This is a genomic window from Streptomyces violaceoruber, assembly GCF_033406955.1.
GTDB lineage: Bacteria > Actinomycetota > Actinomycetes > Streptomycetales > Streptomycetaceae > Streptomyces > Streptomyces violaceoruber.
In genome coordinates this window covers 8,301,288-8,315,658 of the sequence record NZ_CP137734.1, presented here as the reverse complement: position 1 = coordinate 8,315,658, position 14,371 = coordinate 8,301,288, and the positions used below count along the sequence as shown (strand labels likewise).

12 protein-coding genes are annotated in these 14,371 nt (G+C 73.6%); 10 read left to right on the top strand and 2 right to left on the bottom strand.

What is annotated here, in order from left to right:
* Nucleotides 1-126: 126 nt before the first annotated feature.
* Both R2E43_RS37500 and R2E43_RS37495 read left to right on the top strand, forming a co-directional pair.
* Nucleotides 127-414, top strand: a complete 288-nt coding sequence (locus R2E43_RS37500; protein ID WP_003978542.1) for a DUF6355 family natural product biosynthesis protein — start codon at nucleotides 127-129, stop codon at nucleotides 412-414.
* A gap of 92 nt (nucleotides 415-506) precedes the next feature.
* On the top strand, nucleotides 507-1,025 hold the full coding sequence (locus R2E43_RS37495) for a VOC family protein (RefSeq protein ID WP_003978541.1): 519 nt from the start codon (nucleotides 507-509) through the stop codon (nucleotides 1,023-1,025).
* Between the two features lie 11 nt (nucleotides 1,026-1,036).
* Here R2E43_RS37495 and R2E43_RS37490 read toward each other — a convergent pair whose 3' ends face one another.
* Nucleotides 1,037-3,409, bottom strand: coding sequence for an esterase-like activity of phytase family protein (locus R2E43_RS37490; RefSeq protein ID WP_332057047.1), 2,373 nt, complete (start codon nucleotides 3,407-3,409; stop codon nucleotides 1,037-1,039).
* 288 nt (nucleotides 3,410-3,697) lie between these two features.
* Here R2E43_RS37490 and R2E43_RS37485 point away from each other — a divergent pair, with 288 nt between their 5' ends.
* The 6 genes from R2E43_RS37485 (at nucleotide 3,698) to R2E43_RS37460 (ending at nucleotide 9,028) form a co-directional block, all read left to right on the top strand.
* Nucleotides 3,698-4,057, top strand: coding sequence for a hypothetical protein (locus R2E43_RS37485; RefSeq protein ID WP_181924131.1), 360 nt, complete (start codon nucleotides 3,698-3,700; stop codon nucleotides 4,055-4,057).
* 56 nt (nucleotides 4,058-4,113) lie between these two features.
* Nucleotides 4,114-5,082: a DUF3500 domain-containing protein gene (locus R2E43_RS37480; protein WP_093455350.1), complete on the top strand. Its 969-nt coding sequence runs from the start codon at nucleotides 4,114-4,116 to the stop codon at nucleotides 5,080-5,082.
* A gap of 41 nt (nucleotides 5,083-5,123) precedes the next feature.
* Nucleotides 5,124-6,254 carry a serine hydrolase domain-containing protein gene (locus R2E43_RS37475; RefSeq protein ID WP_332057046.1) on the top strand — a complete coding sequence of 377 codons (1,131 nt, stop codon included), beginning with the start codon at nucleotides 5,124-5,126 and terminating at the stop codon, nucleotides 6,252-6,254.
* Nucleotides 6,255-6,392: 138 nt separating this feature from the next.
* Nucleotides 6,393-7,133, top strand: coding sequence for an SDR family oxidoreductase (locus tag R2E43_RS37470; protein ID WP_332057045.1), 741 nt, complete (start codon nucleotides 6,393-6,395; stop codon nucleotides 7,131-7,133).
* A gap of 56 nt (nucleotides 7,134-7,189) precedes the next feature.
* Nucleotides 7,190-8,089: an SDR family oxidoreductase gene (locus R2E43_RS37465; RefSeq protein WP_319126748.1), complete on the top strand. Its 900-nt coding sequence runs from the start codon at nucleotides 7,190-7,192 to the stop codon at nucleotides 8,087-8,089.
* Between the two features lie 318 nt (nucleotides 8,090-8,407).
* Entirely contained in the window at nucleotides 8,408-9,028 is a 621-nt protein-coding gene (locus tag R2E43_RS37460) for a TetR/AcrR family transcriptional regulator (protein ID WP_093455353.1), read from the top strand.
* A gap of 73 nt (nucleotides 9,029-9,101) precedes the next feature.
* Here the strand turns inward: R2E43_RS37460 and R2E43_RS37455 are convergent, their stop codons facing one another.
* Nucleotides 9,102-10,613: a carotenoid oxygenase family protein gene (locus R2E43_RS37455; protein WP_332057044.1), complete on the bottom strand. Its 1,512-nt coding sequence runs from the start codon at nucleotides 10,611-10,613 to the stop codon at nucleotides 9,102-9,104.
* Between the two features lie 213 nt (nucleotides 10,614-10,826).
* On the opposite strand from R2E43_RS37455, the gene R2E43_RS39060 reads away from it, so the two are divergent.
* Nucleotides 10,827-11,162 carry an RICIN domain-containing protein gene (locus R2E43_RS39060; RefSeq protein WP_404780729.1) on the top strand — a complete coding sequence of 112 codons (336 nt, stop codon included), beginning with the start codon at nucleotides 10,827-10,829 and terminating at the stop codon, nucleotides 11,160-11,162.
* 40 nt (nucleotides 11,163-11,202) lie between these two features.
* Nucleotides 11,203-14,337, top strand: coding sequence for a discoidin domain-containing protein (locus tag R2E43_RS37445; protein ID WP_011027028.1), 3,135 nt, complete (start codon nucleotides 11,203-11,205; stop codon nucleotides 14,335-14,337).
* Nucleotides 14,338-14,371 lie beyond the last annotated feature (34 nt).

Sequence of the window (14,371 nt, the reverse complement as noted above, 5' to 3'; positions counted from 1 at the left end):
GGGTGAACGGCGCCGCCATTGCTCAGAGCGCCCGCGCCGATGCTGTGAGTCTGGGCGTCGCATCGACAACGGATCGGCAGACAGCGGCAGTCCCGCCTGGCGATCCCCCACCGTTTGGAGCTCCCCTTGCCCCTTCGTCGTATCGTGACCAGCGCCCTCGCCTCCCTCGCCCTGGCACTCGCCTCCGCCGGCGCCATCACCCTGAGCGCCGGTCCGGCCGCAGCGAATCCCTGCGGCTTCTACGAGACCGCCTCCGACGCCTACTACAACCACTGCACCTCGGACGGCTCGCACATCGTCATCGAGATCGACGACTGGGGGCCCAACAGCGAGCGGTGTGTGGTGCCCGGTGTGACCTGGATCGGATCCAGCTCCGACATCGACGGCGCCTGGTACACCGGCCGCACCTGCTGAGCCCCGCGGCGGGGACGGTCAGGACCGGTGCGGCCCAGCCCTCTCGGGGACGGTCGGGCTGCCCGGGGCCTCGGCAAGGCTGGGGTTTCGGGATGACGCCGGAGCTTGTGCGGGTGAACTTCAAGGCCCGGGACGACTCGGCGCTCGGCCGCTTCTGGGCGGAGGCGCTCGGCTGGCGCGCGTCGAGCGAGGGGCCGGGCGTCACGAACCTGGAACCCGTGGGCTTCGACCGGCCGGACCCGTCCACGGTCTGCATCGACCTCGTCCGCGTCCCGGACCCGGAGACGGTGAAGTACCGAGTCCACCTCGAGCTTGCCACCACCTCCGAGGACCGTCGGGCGGAGTTGGCCACCCGCCTCGAGGAACTGGGCGCCACGCACGCCGACGTGGGCCGGAGCGACGCACCGTGGACGGTACTGGCCGACCCGGAGGGCACGTGGAACGGCATCCACCTCGACGTGATGTCCGACCCGGTCGAGGATCAGGCCAGGGAGGCCGCTCGGCTCGAGGCTCTCGGCGCGACACGGACCGATGCCGGTCAGGGGGATGTCTCCTGGGTCGTCCTGAGCGACCTCGCGAACAACAAGTACTGCGTCCTCGGCCGGGGCTGACGCCTCGTCCGTCAGCCCCGGCGGCCGAAGACCTGTCGGGCCGTGCCGAGGTCCAGGAAGACGGTCTCCCCGGTGGCGTCGTCCAGGGCGTCGTTGTCGGTGACGGCGTAGACGCGGCCGTCACCGCCCACGGTCAGACCCTCGAGCTTCTCCTGCGTCCAGCCGTTGGTGGCCCGCAGGTCCGGCAGCACGTCGTGCGCGAGCCTCTTCGGCAGGATCCGCAGGGCTCCCGAGGGCGCCGCCGACTTCGGCAGGTCCACGGTGTAGATCCGCTTGACCCTGGCGGCGGGGCCGTTGAGCTTGTCGCGCTCGATCACCGCGAGGCGGTCTCCGACCACGGTGATCTCGGACAGCCCCATCCAGTCACCGGCCGTCCCGGTGGATTCGAGCCGGTAGCCGTACCAGCTCCAGGTGCCGGCCGTCACGTCGTAGCGTCCCAGCCGTACGACACCCGCCGGGTCGCCCGCGGCCTCGCGCTGGAGCGCGGCCCACACGACCTCGTGCCCGCGCCGGTCGGTGGTGGCGGTGACTCCCTCGAAGCCCTGCTTGCCGAGGCCCGCGGCGACGTCGGCCGGCAGCGGGACGACCTGCCGGGTCACGCCCCGCGCGTCGAGCCGGACGAGCTTGTTGCCCGCGCCCGTCCCGCCCTCGACGGCGAGCCAGAAGCCGCCCTGCGGCCGGGCGTGGATGCCCTCGGCGTCATACCCCGCGGGCCGCCCGTCGGCGTCCTTGACGGTCAGTTCCCGGGTGATGACGGCGGGGCGGCGGGCCGTGTCGACGGTGAGGATGCGGGTGGTGGAGTACGCCGCGTCGGTGACCGTGTAGAGCCGGTGCGGCTTGCCCGGTGCCGCGGACAGCGCGCCGAGCGCTCCCCAGCCGATCGGGGCGCCGCGGTCGTCGTCGGCCGAGACGATGCCCGGGAACGAGGGGGTCTGGCCGGTGCCCCGCCCCAGCCGGAACAGGCTCACGGACGCGCGCACGCCCGCCTCGGCGTCGTCCTCCTCGCTGGAGACCGCGAGCAGTCCGCGCGACGGGATCGGCAGCAGGCCCTCGGGGCCGTTGGTGGCGGGCAGCAACTGGCGGAAGACCGGCCGGGTGGGGCGGCTGACGTCGTAGACCGCGACGAAGTTGTCGCGCTCCGAGCCGACGAAGGCGTAGGGCACGCCGTCGTACTCGGCGATCGCGATGCCTTCCGGCTCGGCGCCCTTCTTGCCCGACCGGCCCTCGTCGTGCAGGCCGTGGCGCACGGCGAGCCGCTCGAAGCTGTTGCCCGCGTCCCACACCGGCTTGCCGGTGCGGCTGTCGAACACGGACCAGCCACGGGTACCGCCGCGCCAGTCGCCCTCGTTGGCGGTGGCGAGGTAGCGGTCGTCGATCCAGCCGACGGCGTCGGGTTCGCGAGGGAGGTCCTCGATGGACCCGCGCTGGTCGATCCTGCCGTCGGATTCGGTGTCGATGCCGCGCACCGAGGCAGTGCCGGCGCCGAACGCCTTGGCGATCCGGCCGGTCGGCAGGTCGATCAGGACGACACCGTTGTTCTCCTGGAGCGTCACCGCGAGCTGGTTGCGGCTGTTGATCGAGACGTACTCCGGCTCCGGGTCCGTCGGTTCGGCGATCCCGGCCTCGGCCAGCACGGGCAGCGCCCGGCCGTCGGCCCGGGTCAGCGGAACCGCCCGGGTCCGCCAGTGTGCGGGGGCGGCGCCCCGGCCCAGGTCGACGATCTGCACGAAGCCGGCCGGTGCCTGCGGCAGGTCGCCCTCGTCGCGGCCGGGCGGCGTCGCCTCCTCGTCGCGTTCGTTCTCGACCGCGACGGCGGCGTAGCGCTTGTCCTTGCTGACGGCGACGGAGTCGGGCTGCCCACCGAGGTCGAAGCTCGCCACCCGCTTGCGGTCGCGCAGCGAAACGACGTCGAGCCGTCCGGAGGGCCGCGCGTGGCTCGCGCTGGTGTTGACGACCACCAGCACGTACTGGCCGACCACGGTCACCGAGGTGGGCTCGTCCTCGGCGTCGCCGAGTCGGGCCAGTGACAGGGTGCCGAGGCCGCGCGGGTGGCCGGGGTCGGAGATGTCCAGGAAGCCGATCCGCCGGGCCACCGCGTCGGTGTGCACGAGGGTGCGGCCGTCCTCGCTGACCGAGGAGATCTCCGCGACGGTCCCGGCCGCCGCGTCCTCGCCGGCCGGACGGTTGTGGAAGACCGGGTAGGTGGCGGTGCGCTCGAACAGGCTCGACCGCCCCTGCTGGGCCTGGGCCTGGGCCTGCTGATCATCATGCCGCTGCCCGTGGTGCGGCTGCTCCGCCCGCGCGGCTCCCGCGGTCGCCAGGCTGCCGGCGGCCACCACCAGGGCGGCCAGCGCGGCGCGGGTTCTCTTGCTCTTGGGGGACATCTTTCCTCCGGTCCGGTCCACTCCGTCGCCGAACGTTCTCAGCCGAGGGCGAGTGCCGCGGGGACGACGGGTGAACGGCGGGCGAAGCCCGGATCGACGGCTCCGTAACGGGTGGCCGAGCGCTGCCGTACGCCGTAGGGAGCCGGCACAGTCGTCCCGGAGCGAGGCGGCCGATGTCGTACGCGAGGCAGCCAGGACGGTGGGCGAGCGGCTGTACGGCCGGCGTCCGCGCACGGCGGAGGAGAGCGGGCGGGCCGTTTCGCGGATGGACAGGTGGAGGTGATGCGGGTGACGGGCACCTCCGCACACGAAGGAGACGGTGTCGACGTGATCGTCCGCATGTCCGGCTCGGCGTACGACTCGTGGGCCGGTTTCGAGGAGATCACCGTGCGCAGCTGTTTCACGGTACGGGTGTCCCCCGCGTCGCGGTGGCGCGAGGACCCCGACGACGTGGACTGCCCGGAGGACCCCGCGCTGACCTTCGCCCCGCCGGTGAGGGGCAACCACTTCGACCCGCAGGACTGCCTGCTCGCCCGCGTCGTCCCCGGCGCGACCGAGGTCCGGGGTGCCGCCCCGCATCCACCGGATGCCCGGAGCGGGCGGCCGCAGGTGGCCTGCGCCCTGGACCCGGCAGCGGCGCCGCACTGACAGCGCTCCGCTCACCGCGCAGAATGGACTCCGTGGCCGTCGGCGGGAGGAGAAGCGTGAGCGGGATTCCTTCGCAGGGCGTCGCCTCCGGGATGCGGGAGGCGGCGCGTGCCCTTCTCGCCGTCCTGGAGCCGGAGCAGGTACGTGAGCTGCGTGCCGGGCCCGACCGTTTGGACACGCCCGAGCTGCGCGAGTGGACGTATCTGCCGGGCCCGCGCCCCGGCCTTTCCACCGAAGGTCTCGACGGCCGGCAGCGCGAGGTGGTCGACGCGCTCCTGACCACGGCGCACAGCGCGGCGGGAGCGGAGCTGGTGCGCGGGGCGATCGAGGTGGAGCGGCACCGTCGCGCCCGGGCGGGGCATCCGGGGCCGGACCGCTACTGGGTGCGGCTGCTCGGCGACCCGGGCGGTGACGAACCGTGGGGCTGGCGGCTGAACGGCCACCACCTGGCCGTCCACGTACTGGTCACCGCGGCCGGGGTCCGGGTGACCCCGCACTTCGTCGGCGCGGAACCGGCTCGCACCGGAAACGGCCCGCGGCCCGGTCTCCGGCCCCTGGGCCCGGAGGAGGATCTGGCCCGGGAGCTGATCACGAGCCTGGGCGGCACCACGCGGGCGTCGGCACTCTTCGCCGCCACACCACCGGACGACATCCTGACCCGGGCCGACCCGTTCGCCGATCCGGGTCTCCTTCCGGAGGGCCTGCGGTACGACCGCCTGGCGCCGGGGCAACAGCGCCTTCTGGAGCGTCTGGTGGGCCGCTATCTCGACCGTGCGCCCGAGGCGTACGCGCGCGAGTGCTGGTCCGACGCCGTGCGCCGCGGTCTGGGCTCCCTGTCCTTCGCCTGGGCCGGGGGCCTCGCTCCGGGAGACCGGCACTACTACTGCGTCCGCGCCCCGGACTTCCTGATCGAGTACGACAACACGCAGGACGACGGCAACCACGCCCACTCCGTCTGGCGGCACGTCCGCCACGACTGGGGAACCGACCTGCTCCGCGGGCACTACACGGAGCAGCACTTCTAGAGACCGCCACCGGTACGGGCCCGGACGGAGGAGGCGACACGTTGGGAAGTGAACCGGACGCCGTGCCGGGACCCTCGCTGCAGCAGAAGGTCCAGGGCGTGCTCGACGAACTCGTGGGTACGGGGGCCGAAAAGGGCTTGCAGGTCGCCGTGTACCACCACGGTGCTCTCGTCGTCGACGCCGTGGCCGGTGTCGCCGACAGCCGGACCGGGCGCAGGGTGACCCCTGAGACTCCGTTCTTCGGTTTCTCCGCCGGCAAGGTCATGACCTCGCTCGTCGCCCATCTGCTCGTCAAGAGCGGTCGGATCGGGTACGACACGCCGGTGGCCGAGCTGTGGCCCCGGTTCGGCGCCCACGGCAAGGGGACCACGACACTGCGGCACGTGCTCACCCACTCGGCGGGCGTTCCGGCCATGCCCCGTGACATCGGCCCCGGGGACCTGTCCGACTGGTCGCGGGTGTGCACGGCGCTCGCCGACGCCGCACCTCGGTGGCGCCCCGGAACCAGAACCGGATACCACTCGTACACCTACGGCTTCCTCGTCGGCGAGATCGCACGCCGGGCAACGGGCAGGCCGATGCGGCAGCTCCTGCGCGAGTGGGTCACCGAGCCGCTGGGCCTCGAAGGGAACCTCTACTTCTCGGTGCCCCGGACCGACCTGGCCCGGCTGGCCCACCTCGAGGACGCCCACCTCGAGGACGTGCGGCCGCCCGCGGCCGCCGCGACCGACGACGAAGCCGTCCTCGCCCCGTGGGAGCTGCGGCCGACCGCGGAGCTGGGCAACAACGCCGAGGTCCTCCGGGCTGACGTCCCGTCGGTCGGCACCTTCACCGCACGGGGAATCGCCGCCATGAACGCCGCGCTCCTCGACGGCCGACTCATCGACCCGGGGCAGCTCGCGGAGGTGACGGCGGTGGCCTTCGAGGGCACCGACCAGGTCTTCGGCCACCACGTCCGGCTGGGCCTGGGCTATCCGCTGGGCGGTGTCGGGTCCCGGACGGGCGAGGCGCTCGCCACGTTCGGCTGGATCGGTGGCGGCGGCAGCTACGTCTGTGCCGACACCGCGGCCGGCATCGCCCTTGCCGTGACCAAGACCCTCCTCACACCCCACTTCGACACCGCTAGACGCCTCACGGATCTGATCACGGCCGAGCTCGGCCCGCCGGTCTGAGCGACGGTCCGGTCCTCGTCCACACCGCCGCGGGCGACTCCAGCCCGGCCGATGGAATATATGGACAGTGCGTTCATTTCGTGGTTATATGAACGTGTCGTTCATTAGAGCGCACGCACCGACTTCCAGGAGATCCCCATGAGCACCCCCGAGAGCAACCGCGTCGCCCTGGTCACCGGAGGTTCCGGCGGCATCGGCCGAGTGGTGGCCGAGCGCCTGGCCCGGGACGGGTTCGCCGTCGCCGTCCAGTACGCCGGCAACCGGGCGAAGGCCGAGGAGACGGTCGCCGCGATCAACGCCGCCGGCGGCCGGGCACTCGCGGTCGGCGGCGACGTCGCCGACGAGGACGCGATGGGCACCGCCTTCGACACCGTACGGTCGGCCTTCGGCGGCATCGACGTGGTCGTCAACACCGCCGGCATCATGATCCTCGCGCCCGTCGAGACCCTGGACCTCGCCGACCTGGACCGGATGCACCGGACCAACATCCGCGGCACCTTCGTCGTCAACCAGCAGGCCGCCCGCACCGTGCGCCCCGGCGGAGCCGTCGTCAACTTCTCCACGTCCGTGGTCCGCACCCAGCTGCCCACCTACGGCGCCTACGTCGCCAGCAAGGCGGCGGTCGAGGCCATGACCCTCGTCCTCGCCCGGGAACTGCGCGGCCGGGACATCACGGTCAACGCCGTCGCCCCCGGCCCCACGGCCACTCCCCTCTTCCTCCAGGGCAAGGACGAGGAGACCGTCGACAAGTTCGCCAAGGCGACCCCCCTGGAGCGCCTCGGCCGCCCCGAGGACATCGCCGAGACCGTCGCCTTCCTCGCCGGGCCCGCCCGCTGGATCAACGGCCAGGTCCTCCACGCCAACGGCGGCCTCGCGTAACCGCGTCCCGCGGCAGATCCCTCCCCCTTTTCTCCCCCCAGCGAAAGGACCCGCTCATGTCCCCCACCGGCACCGTCGTCGTCATCACCGGCGCCTCCAGTGGCTTCGGCGCGCTCACCGCCCGTGCGCTGGCCGACGCCGGCCACACCGTCCACGCCGGGATGCGCCACACCGCCGGCCGCAACGCCCCGCAGGTGCAGGCGGCCCTCGACTACTCGCGCGAGCACGGGGTCGACCTGCGTCCGGTCGAACTCGACGTGAACTCACAGGCCTCCGTCGACGCCGCCATCGCGGGCATCGAGGCGGAGTACGGCCACATCGACGTCCTCGTCCACAATGCCGGGCACATGTCGACCGGCCCCGCGGAGGCGTTCACGCCCGACCAGCTCGCCGCGCTCTACGACGTGAACGTGCTGTCCACGCAGCGCGTCAACCGCGCCGCCCTGCCCGGTATGCGCCGGCGCGGGCAGGGGCTGGTGCTCTGGGTGTCCAGCAGCAGCGTCAAGGGCGGCACCCCGCCCTACCTGGCCCCGTACTTCGCCGCGAAGGCCGCGATGGACTCGCTCGCCGTGTCCTACGCCGCCGAGCTCGCCCGCTGGGGCGTGGAGACCTCGATCGTCGTACCCGGCTCGTTCACCAGCGGCACCAACCACTTCGCCCACTCCGGCCGCCCCGACGACGCCGCCGTCGAGGCCGAGTACGAGACCCGGTACGCCGGGCTCATGGAGCAGGTGGCGGACAAGCTCGCCGCGCTCGCGCCCGAGGGGGCGAGCGCGACGCTGGTCTCCGAAGAGATCGCCCGCATCGTCGCCCTGCCCGCCGGCCGGCGCCCCTTCCGCGTCCACATCGACCCCGCCGACGACGGTTCCCAGGAGGTCTCGGACACGGCCGACCGCGTCCGCAGCGCCTTCCTCGACCGGATCGGACTCGCCGACCTGCTCGGCGTCGAGCGCTGACACCACCGAGGAGATCACCGTGACCACCGCCGAGATCCCCTCCGCCGTCCGCGCTTTCGTCGACGCCATCGACCGGGGTGACTCCGAGGCGTTCACCGCGGCGTTCACCGAGGCCGCCCGCCTCAACGACTGGGGCCAGGAGCTCCGCGGTCGGGACGGGCACCGGTCCCATGACCTTCCGCCTGCGCGACGGGCTGCTCGCCGCTCTGTCGACCACACCGTGACACCGCGCGCCGTCGCGGACTCCGGCGGTTGGACCGTGCCCGGCGCCCACGGCGAGACTGTCACCCGACCCGCCCCATCGATCAGGAGTTCAACGTGGCGAACGACGCGAACGGCCGGCCGGCCCCGGGGAGCAGGGGCCGCGGACGACGCCCCGCCGAGGAGGTACGGGCCGAGGTCCTGCACGCGGTGGGCGAGCTGCTGCTGACCGAGGGGACGGCACAGCTCACCTTCGAACGGGTCGCCAGGGTTTCGGGGGTCAGCAAGACCACCCTGTACAAATGGTGGCCCTCGAAGGGAGCCCTGGCCCTGGACGGCTACTTCCACGCAGTCGAGGACACGCTCGCCTTCCCCGACACCGGGGACGTCCGCGCCGACCTGCTCGCCCAACTGCGCGCCTTCACCCACGTGATGACCCGGACCCCGGGCGGACGCATCCTCACCGAGCTGATCGGCGCCGCACAGACCGACGCCGACCTGGCCACCGCCTACCGGCAGCTGTACTCCGCGCAGCGTCGCGCCCTGGCCGCCGAACGGCTGCGCCACGCCCGGGAACTCGGCCAGATCCGCCCCGAGGTCGACGTGCAGGTCCTCGTCGACCAGCTCTGGGGCGCGGTCTACCACCGGCTCCTGATCCCCGACGAACCCGTCGACGACGCCTTCGTCACCGCCCTCGTCACCAACCTCCTGGACGGTGTGTGCCCCCGGCCCGCCTGAACGGGGCGGCCGCCGGGTCCCTCCGCACCACCGGCCGGAACGCTGCCGGCCGGCGGGACCGCGGGCACCGGTCTCAGGCGTCCGGGACCCAGCTGCCGTGGAATCCCAGGGGTACCCGGCCGGGCAGCCGGACGCGGGCCCGCGGACGGCCGCCGAAGTCCTGGGCGGAGAGGATCACCAGGTCGGTCGCGCCGCGGTCGGGGTCGTTCACGTACGACAGGACGTAACCGTCGTCCTCGTCCCGAGCCCCGCGCCGCGGGACGAACACCGGCTCGCCGACCACCGCGCCCCGGGGGAAGCGGTGGAGCTGCCTGCTGCCCCGCAGCATGTCGTGCTTCACCAGGTAGTTGGTGAACTTCTCGTCCGGGCACACTCCGTCGACGGTCTCGTAGGCACGCCACATCTCGGCCGCGCACGCGGTGTAGGCGTAGCGGTGCCGCCGGGAGACCAGGGACTCGTTGATGCGGGGGAACTCCTGCGGGCGGTCGTCCAGACGGGTGCTGCGGACCCGGGCCGCGCCGAGGTCGACGGTCCACCGGTCGAGCGTCGGTGACCCGGTGGCGGAGGGCCCGCCCGCGCCGCGCCCCGCGGCGTAGAACGGCGCGGGGAAGCCGATGTATTCCAGCACGACCGTGTCGCCTTGGTCGTAGGCGTTGAGCGTGTGCGAGTAGTACACGGGGTCGATCTCGAACCAGCGGGTGGTGCCGCCGGTGCGCGGCAGCAGCCCGAGGCGCATGGGGTGCCGGTCGTTCCACACGTACGGGACGATCGCCCCGGCCTCCGCCGCGGCGCCGTCGAAGGTGATCGGCACGTCCACGATCACCACGTACTTCTCGGTGAGCGCGAAGTCGTGCATCATCGGCGCGTCCGCGACGGGGATCCGCGTGGCCGGCCGGGCCCTGCCGGTCCGGTCGACGACGATGTGCCGCACGTGGTCCCAGGTGGGGTAGTACGCGATCGCGTGCAGCTCGTCGGCCACCGCGTCGTACTTGGTGTGTGCGGCGAACGCTCCCTTCTGCGTGGCGCGGAAGTCGTACGGGCGCAGGGTGTTGAGTTCGCCGTCCAGTTCGTACGGCAGGGGCCCGCCTTCCTGCAGGGCGAGAATGCGGCCGTGGTACGGGATCACGTGCGTGTTGCACGGGAAGTCGTCCGGCGGCGCCTGGCCGGGGTAGGTCTCGCCCAGTTTCGCCGTCACCTGCGAGGAGCGCACCCAGCGGTTGCGGTACCACTCCGCGCGTCCGCCCCGCAGCCGGACCCCGTGCACCATTCCGTCGCCGATCATCCAGTGGTGGGCCCGGACGTCCTCGATGCCCAGCGCGTTCGGGCCGTTGCGCAGGTAGCGGCCGTCCAGATCAGCCGGGATGCGGCCGACGACGTCGAGGTCGAAGGCGGTCAGCTCCTCGGTGACCGGCGCGAAGGCGCCTTCCAGGAACGGGGTCGCGGGCGCGCTGCCGCCCTTCGGGGCCGCGGGGGTCGCCTGCGCCGCGGCCGAGAAGAAGCCGGGTCCGAGGCCGCTGCCGACCACACTGCCGGCCGCCGCGACCGCGGCGCCCCTGAGGATTCTCCGCCGTGAGTGACTGCCCATCGTGATCCCTCGTTCCCTCGTCGGTGTCCGGCCGCGCGGGCCGGATGCGCGATGACGGGACCAACCCTCCTCCGCGGCGGCCGCCGAGGCAGGTGGCCCAGCCTCCGAATCGTGCGGGGTGCTGGCACCACCCCCCGCGGTCCCCGGCGCCGGCTGTCCCGCCACGGCGAACGCAGAGGTGGTTCCAGGTCCGCTCCCCTCGGCCGAAGGCGCATGCTCCAGCTCGCCGCGACGACCACCGTCGGTCCGCTCGCCGGCGGCTCCCCCGCCCACGGAGCGGCCCTCCCTCCGGCCCGGGCCGGCATCGGAGCGCCGGCGTTCCCCTTCGGCCTCGGCCGGGTCAGGCCGACCGCGACGCTCCTCGACCAGGGCGACGGCACCTGCACGATCCGCGACGCCCGCAGCGGGAAACTACTCCCCGTGCAGAACGACTCCCCCGCGGCCGGCGCCTTCGTCGCGCAGGAGGCGGACGACGGTGCGGCCGACAACCGCTGGCGCATCCTGCGCCGAACGGCCATTGACACGCGTGTGCGGGTCGTTCCAGGATGACCTTCGTTGACAACGTTGTCGCCTGGCGAAGAGGACCATCATGGGCCCCGTTTCCCTCCCTGTAGGCCGCAGGCTCCTCCTGCAACTCCTCGGCGCGACCGGCGCCGCGGCCGCCCTCCAGCCGGCCCTGGGGTCCCCTTCGGCCGCCGCGGCCGCGTCCGGAGCCGCCCCGAGCGTCGACCCGCCGGACGACGTCGCCGCCACGTACCACCGCGTGCTGCTGCGGCACACCCGCTGGTCCGAGACGCAGTGGGACGAGGCCAAGGGGGCCTACAGCGACCGGAACTTCGGGTTCGCCGTCGTCCTCGGCCATGCCGTGCTGCTGACCCACGGGACCTTCGACGAGGACGCGGCCGGCGTCGACCGGGAGACGCTCAGGCGCCGCACCCTGGCGACGCTGCGCCACTACGCCGCCTCCAACCGGCTGACCGGCGGCACCCAGTGGGGCCGGACCCTGTTCTTCGACACCACCTTCCAGTCGTACTTCGTCCTCGCCGCGCACCTGCTGTGGGACGAGCTCGACGCCGCCACCCGCTCCGCGGTCGACACCATCACCCGCGAACAGGCGGCGTACACGCACTCCTTGGGCACGGGCGACGACCCGTACTCCGGCTCCTGGACCCCGAACGGGCTCGCGGGCGGGTACGTCGGCGACACCAAGCTCGAGGAGATGGGGCTCTACGCGCAGACCCTCGCGCCGGCGCTGGCCTGGGCCCCGGACGACCGGCGCCGCTCCGAGTGGGCGGCCGACTACGGCACCTGGTCGCGCAACGAGGGCGGCCTGCCGCCCGCCGACCTGGCCAACCCCGCGCGGGTGGACGGGGTGCCGGTCTCGCACAACACCGCGCACAACGCGTACGACACCTTCATCGTGGAGAACCACGGCTCCTTCGGTCCGCACTACCAGGAGGAGATGTGGCGCACCTCCGGGCGCAACGCGGCACACTTCCTCGCCGCGGGGCAGCCGCTGCCCGAGGTGCTGACCAGGCAGCCCAACGCGGAGCCGCTGTGGCGGACCCTGCTGGGCGTCATGTCGGACGCGGGCGAGCCGCTGATGCCGATGGTGGACGACCGCGAGCACCTGTACGGCAGGGACGTCATACCGCTGGCCTTCCTGTCGCGGGTCGCGGGAGACCGGGCGGCGGCGCGCGCGGAGACGGAGCTGGCCGCACGCCTGGAGGCGTACCAGGCGTATCCGCCCGAGTACCGGCTGGCGAAGTTCTCGGGCGAGCCCAAGTACGAGCCGGAGGCGCGCGCGGAGCTGGCCATCAGCTATCTGCTGCACGTGTGGCCGCAGGCGGGGCCGCGGGTACGTCCCCTGTCGCGCGAGGAGTTGTTCGCGTTCGCGTCGGGGGTCACCGACTTCGGGACCGGCCCCGGTCTGGTGTCCCACCAGTCGCCCGCGGCCTGGGCGGGCACGGTGACGAAGCCCGGGTTCGTGAAGTTCGCCTGGCAGCCGGCGCACGACGACTGGCTGTTCCGGCTCGGCGGCGCCACCCCGATGTTCCTGCCCTCGACCGCCGCGGAGGTCACCGGCAGGACGGTGCGCGTGCACACGGCGCTGCGGGACGGCTTCGACGGCAGTGCCACGGTACTGCGCCTCGGCGAGGGCTTCGCCGGGTACGCCACGCTCCCCACGGGCGCCGTGGTCTACGCCTGCGAGGGGCCGGGCGCGGCCGCTTCGCGGCTGGAGGTGCACAACCTCACCATGCCCGGGGTGGCGGGCCTCGACGGCAGCCGCACCTACCGGTTCGCGGAGGGCTCGGCCACGGTCCGCGCGCAGGACACCACACCCTCGGCCGCGGGGCGCGTCGACGAACTGGCCTTCCCCGGCACGACGGTGCGGCACCTGCGCATGCTGGGCGTCCAGCCCGACCCGGCGTACGGGTACTCGCTGTACGCGGTCGAGGCGCGGGACGGGGCCGAGGGGCCCGACCTCGCGCGGGGCGGCACGGCGACGGCCTCCTCGCAGTCGGCCGGCATGGGCCCGGAGCTGGCCGTGGACGGCAACGGCGCAAGCCGCTGGGCGGTCTCGCGCGAGGACCGCAGGCGGGCGGACAGCTGGTGGGCCGTCGACCTCGGCGCCGAGCGCGCGCTGGACCGGGTCACGCTGCGCTGGGAGGCGGCCGCCGGCCGCTCCTACCGGGTGCAGGGTTCGCCGGACGGCGAGCGGTGGACCGATCTGGCGACCGGCCCGGCCCCCTCGTTGCGCAGCGGTGGCGGCTGGCTCGACGTCGACGGCCGTGCCGGGCTCGTCGTCCGCGGCGGGAGCGAGCACAGGCTGGCGGTGTACGGCGACACGATCGTCCCGGCCGAGGGGGCCCGGGAGCCGCTGGTGATCGAGGGGCACTGCGGTGTGTCCGCCGGGGACCTGAGCGCGCTGGCCCGTCGGGCCGCGCCCACCGCCGGGGACGGCCGGGTCCGCGCGGCGCGGGTGGATGGGTACCTGAGCCTGTTCAACCTGTCGGCGCAGGAGGTGGAGACCCGGGTCGCGGTGCCGCAGCAGGGCGGAAGCCGGGAGGTCTACGAGGGTGACCAGACGGTGACCCGGGAGGGCATCGACTACGGTGCGCGGCTGGACGCGGCGTCGGCCTCGCTGCTCGCGCCGCGCTTCACCCTCAGCGCGCTGTCCGGCCGCTCGCTGCCCTCCGGGCTGCGGGTCCGGGTGGCCGACGGGGCGACCCTGATCCTGTCCGGCGCCCACTGCCGGCTGCGGATCGAGGCCCAGGGCCGTGGCACCGAGGCGACCGTGCGGGGCGGACGCGAGACACGGGTGACGCTGCGCGGGGCACAGGCCTTCCCGCATCACGACCACGCCCTGGGCCGGAACACCTTCCCGACCAACCCCCTGCCGCCGGGGATGTCCGGTCCCGGCGCCGCCGTGGACGGCGACCCGGACACGGCCTGGCACCCGGGTCGGGACGGCCGCATGGTGGTCGACCTGGGGACGCGCACCGGGGTGCGGTGGGTGGAGGCGCGGTGGAGGACCGGCGCGGCGCCGGCGGCCCGCGTGGAGTTCAGCACCGACGGGGTGCGCTACCAGCAGGCCGGCACCCTGGACGGCCGCGGACGCGTCCGCCGGCTCACCCGGGCGGGCTCGGCCCGGTACGTCGCGGTGACGGTGCAGGGTGCGCCGCACGCACACGAGGGGCTGGTCCGGCTCTCCGTGGGCTGAGGCGGTCCCGCAGGGGCCTGCCCGATCGGCCCGG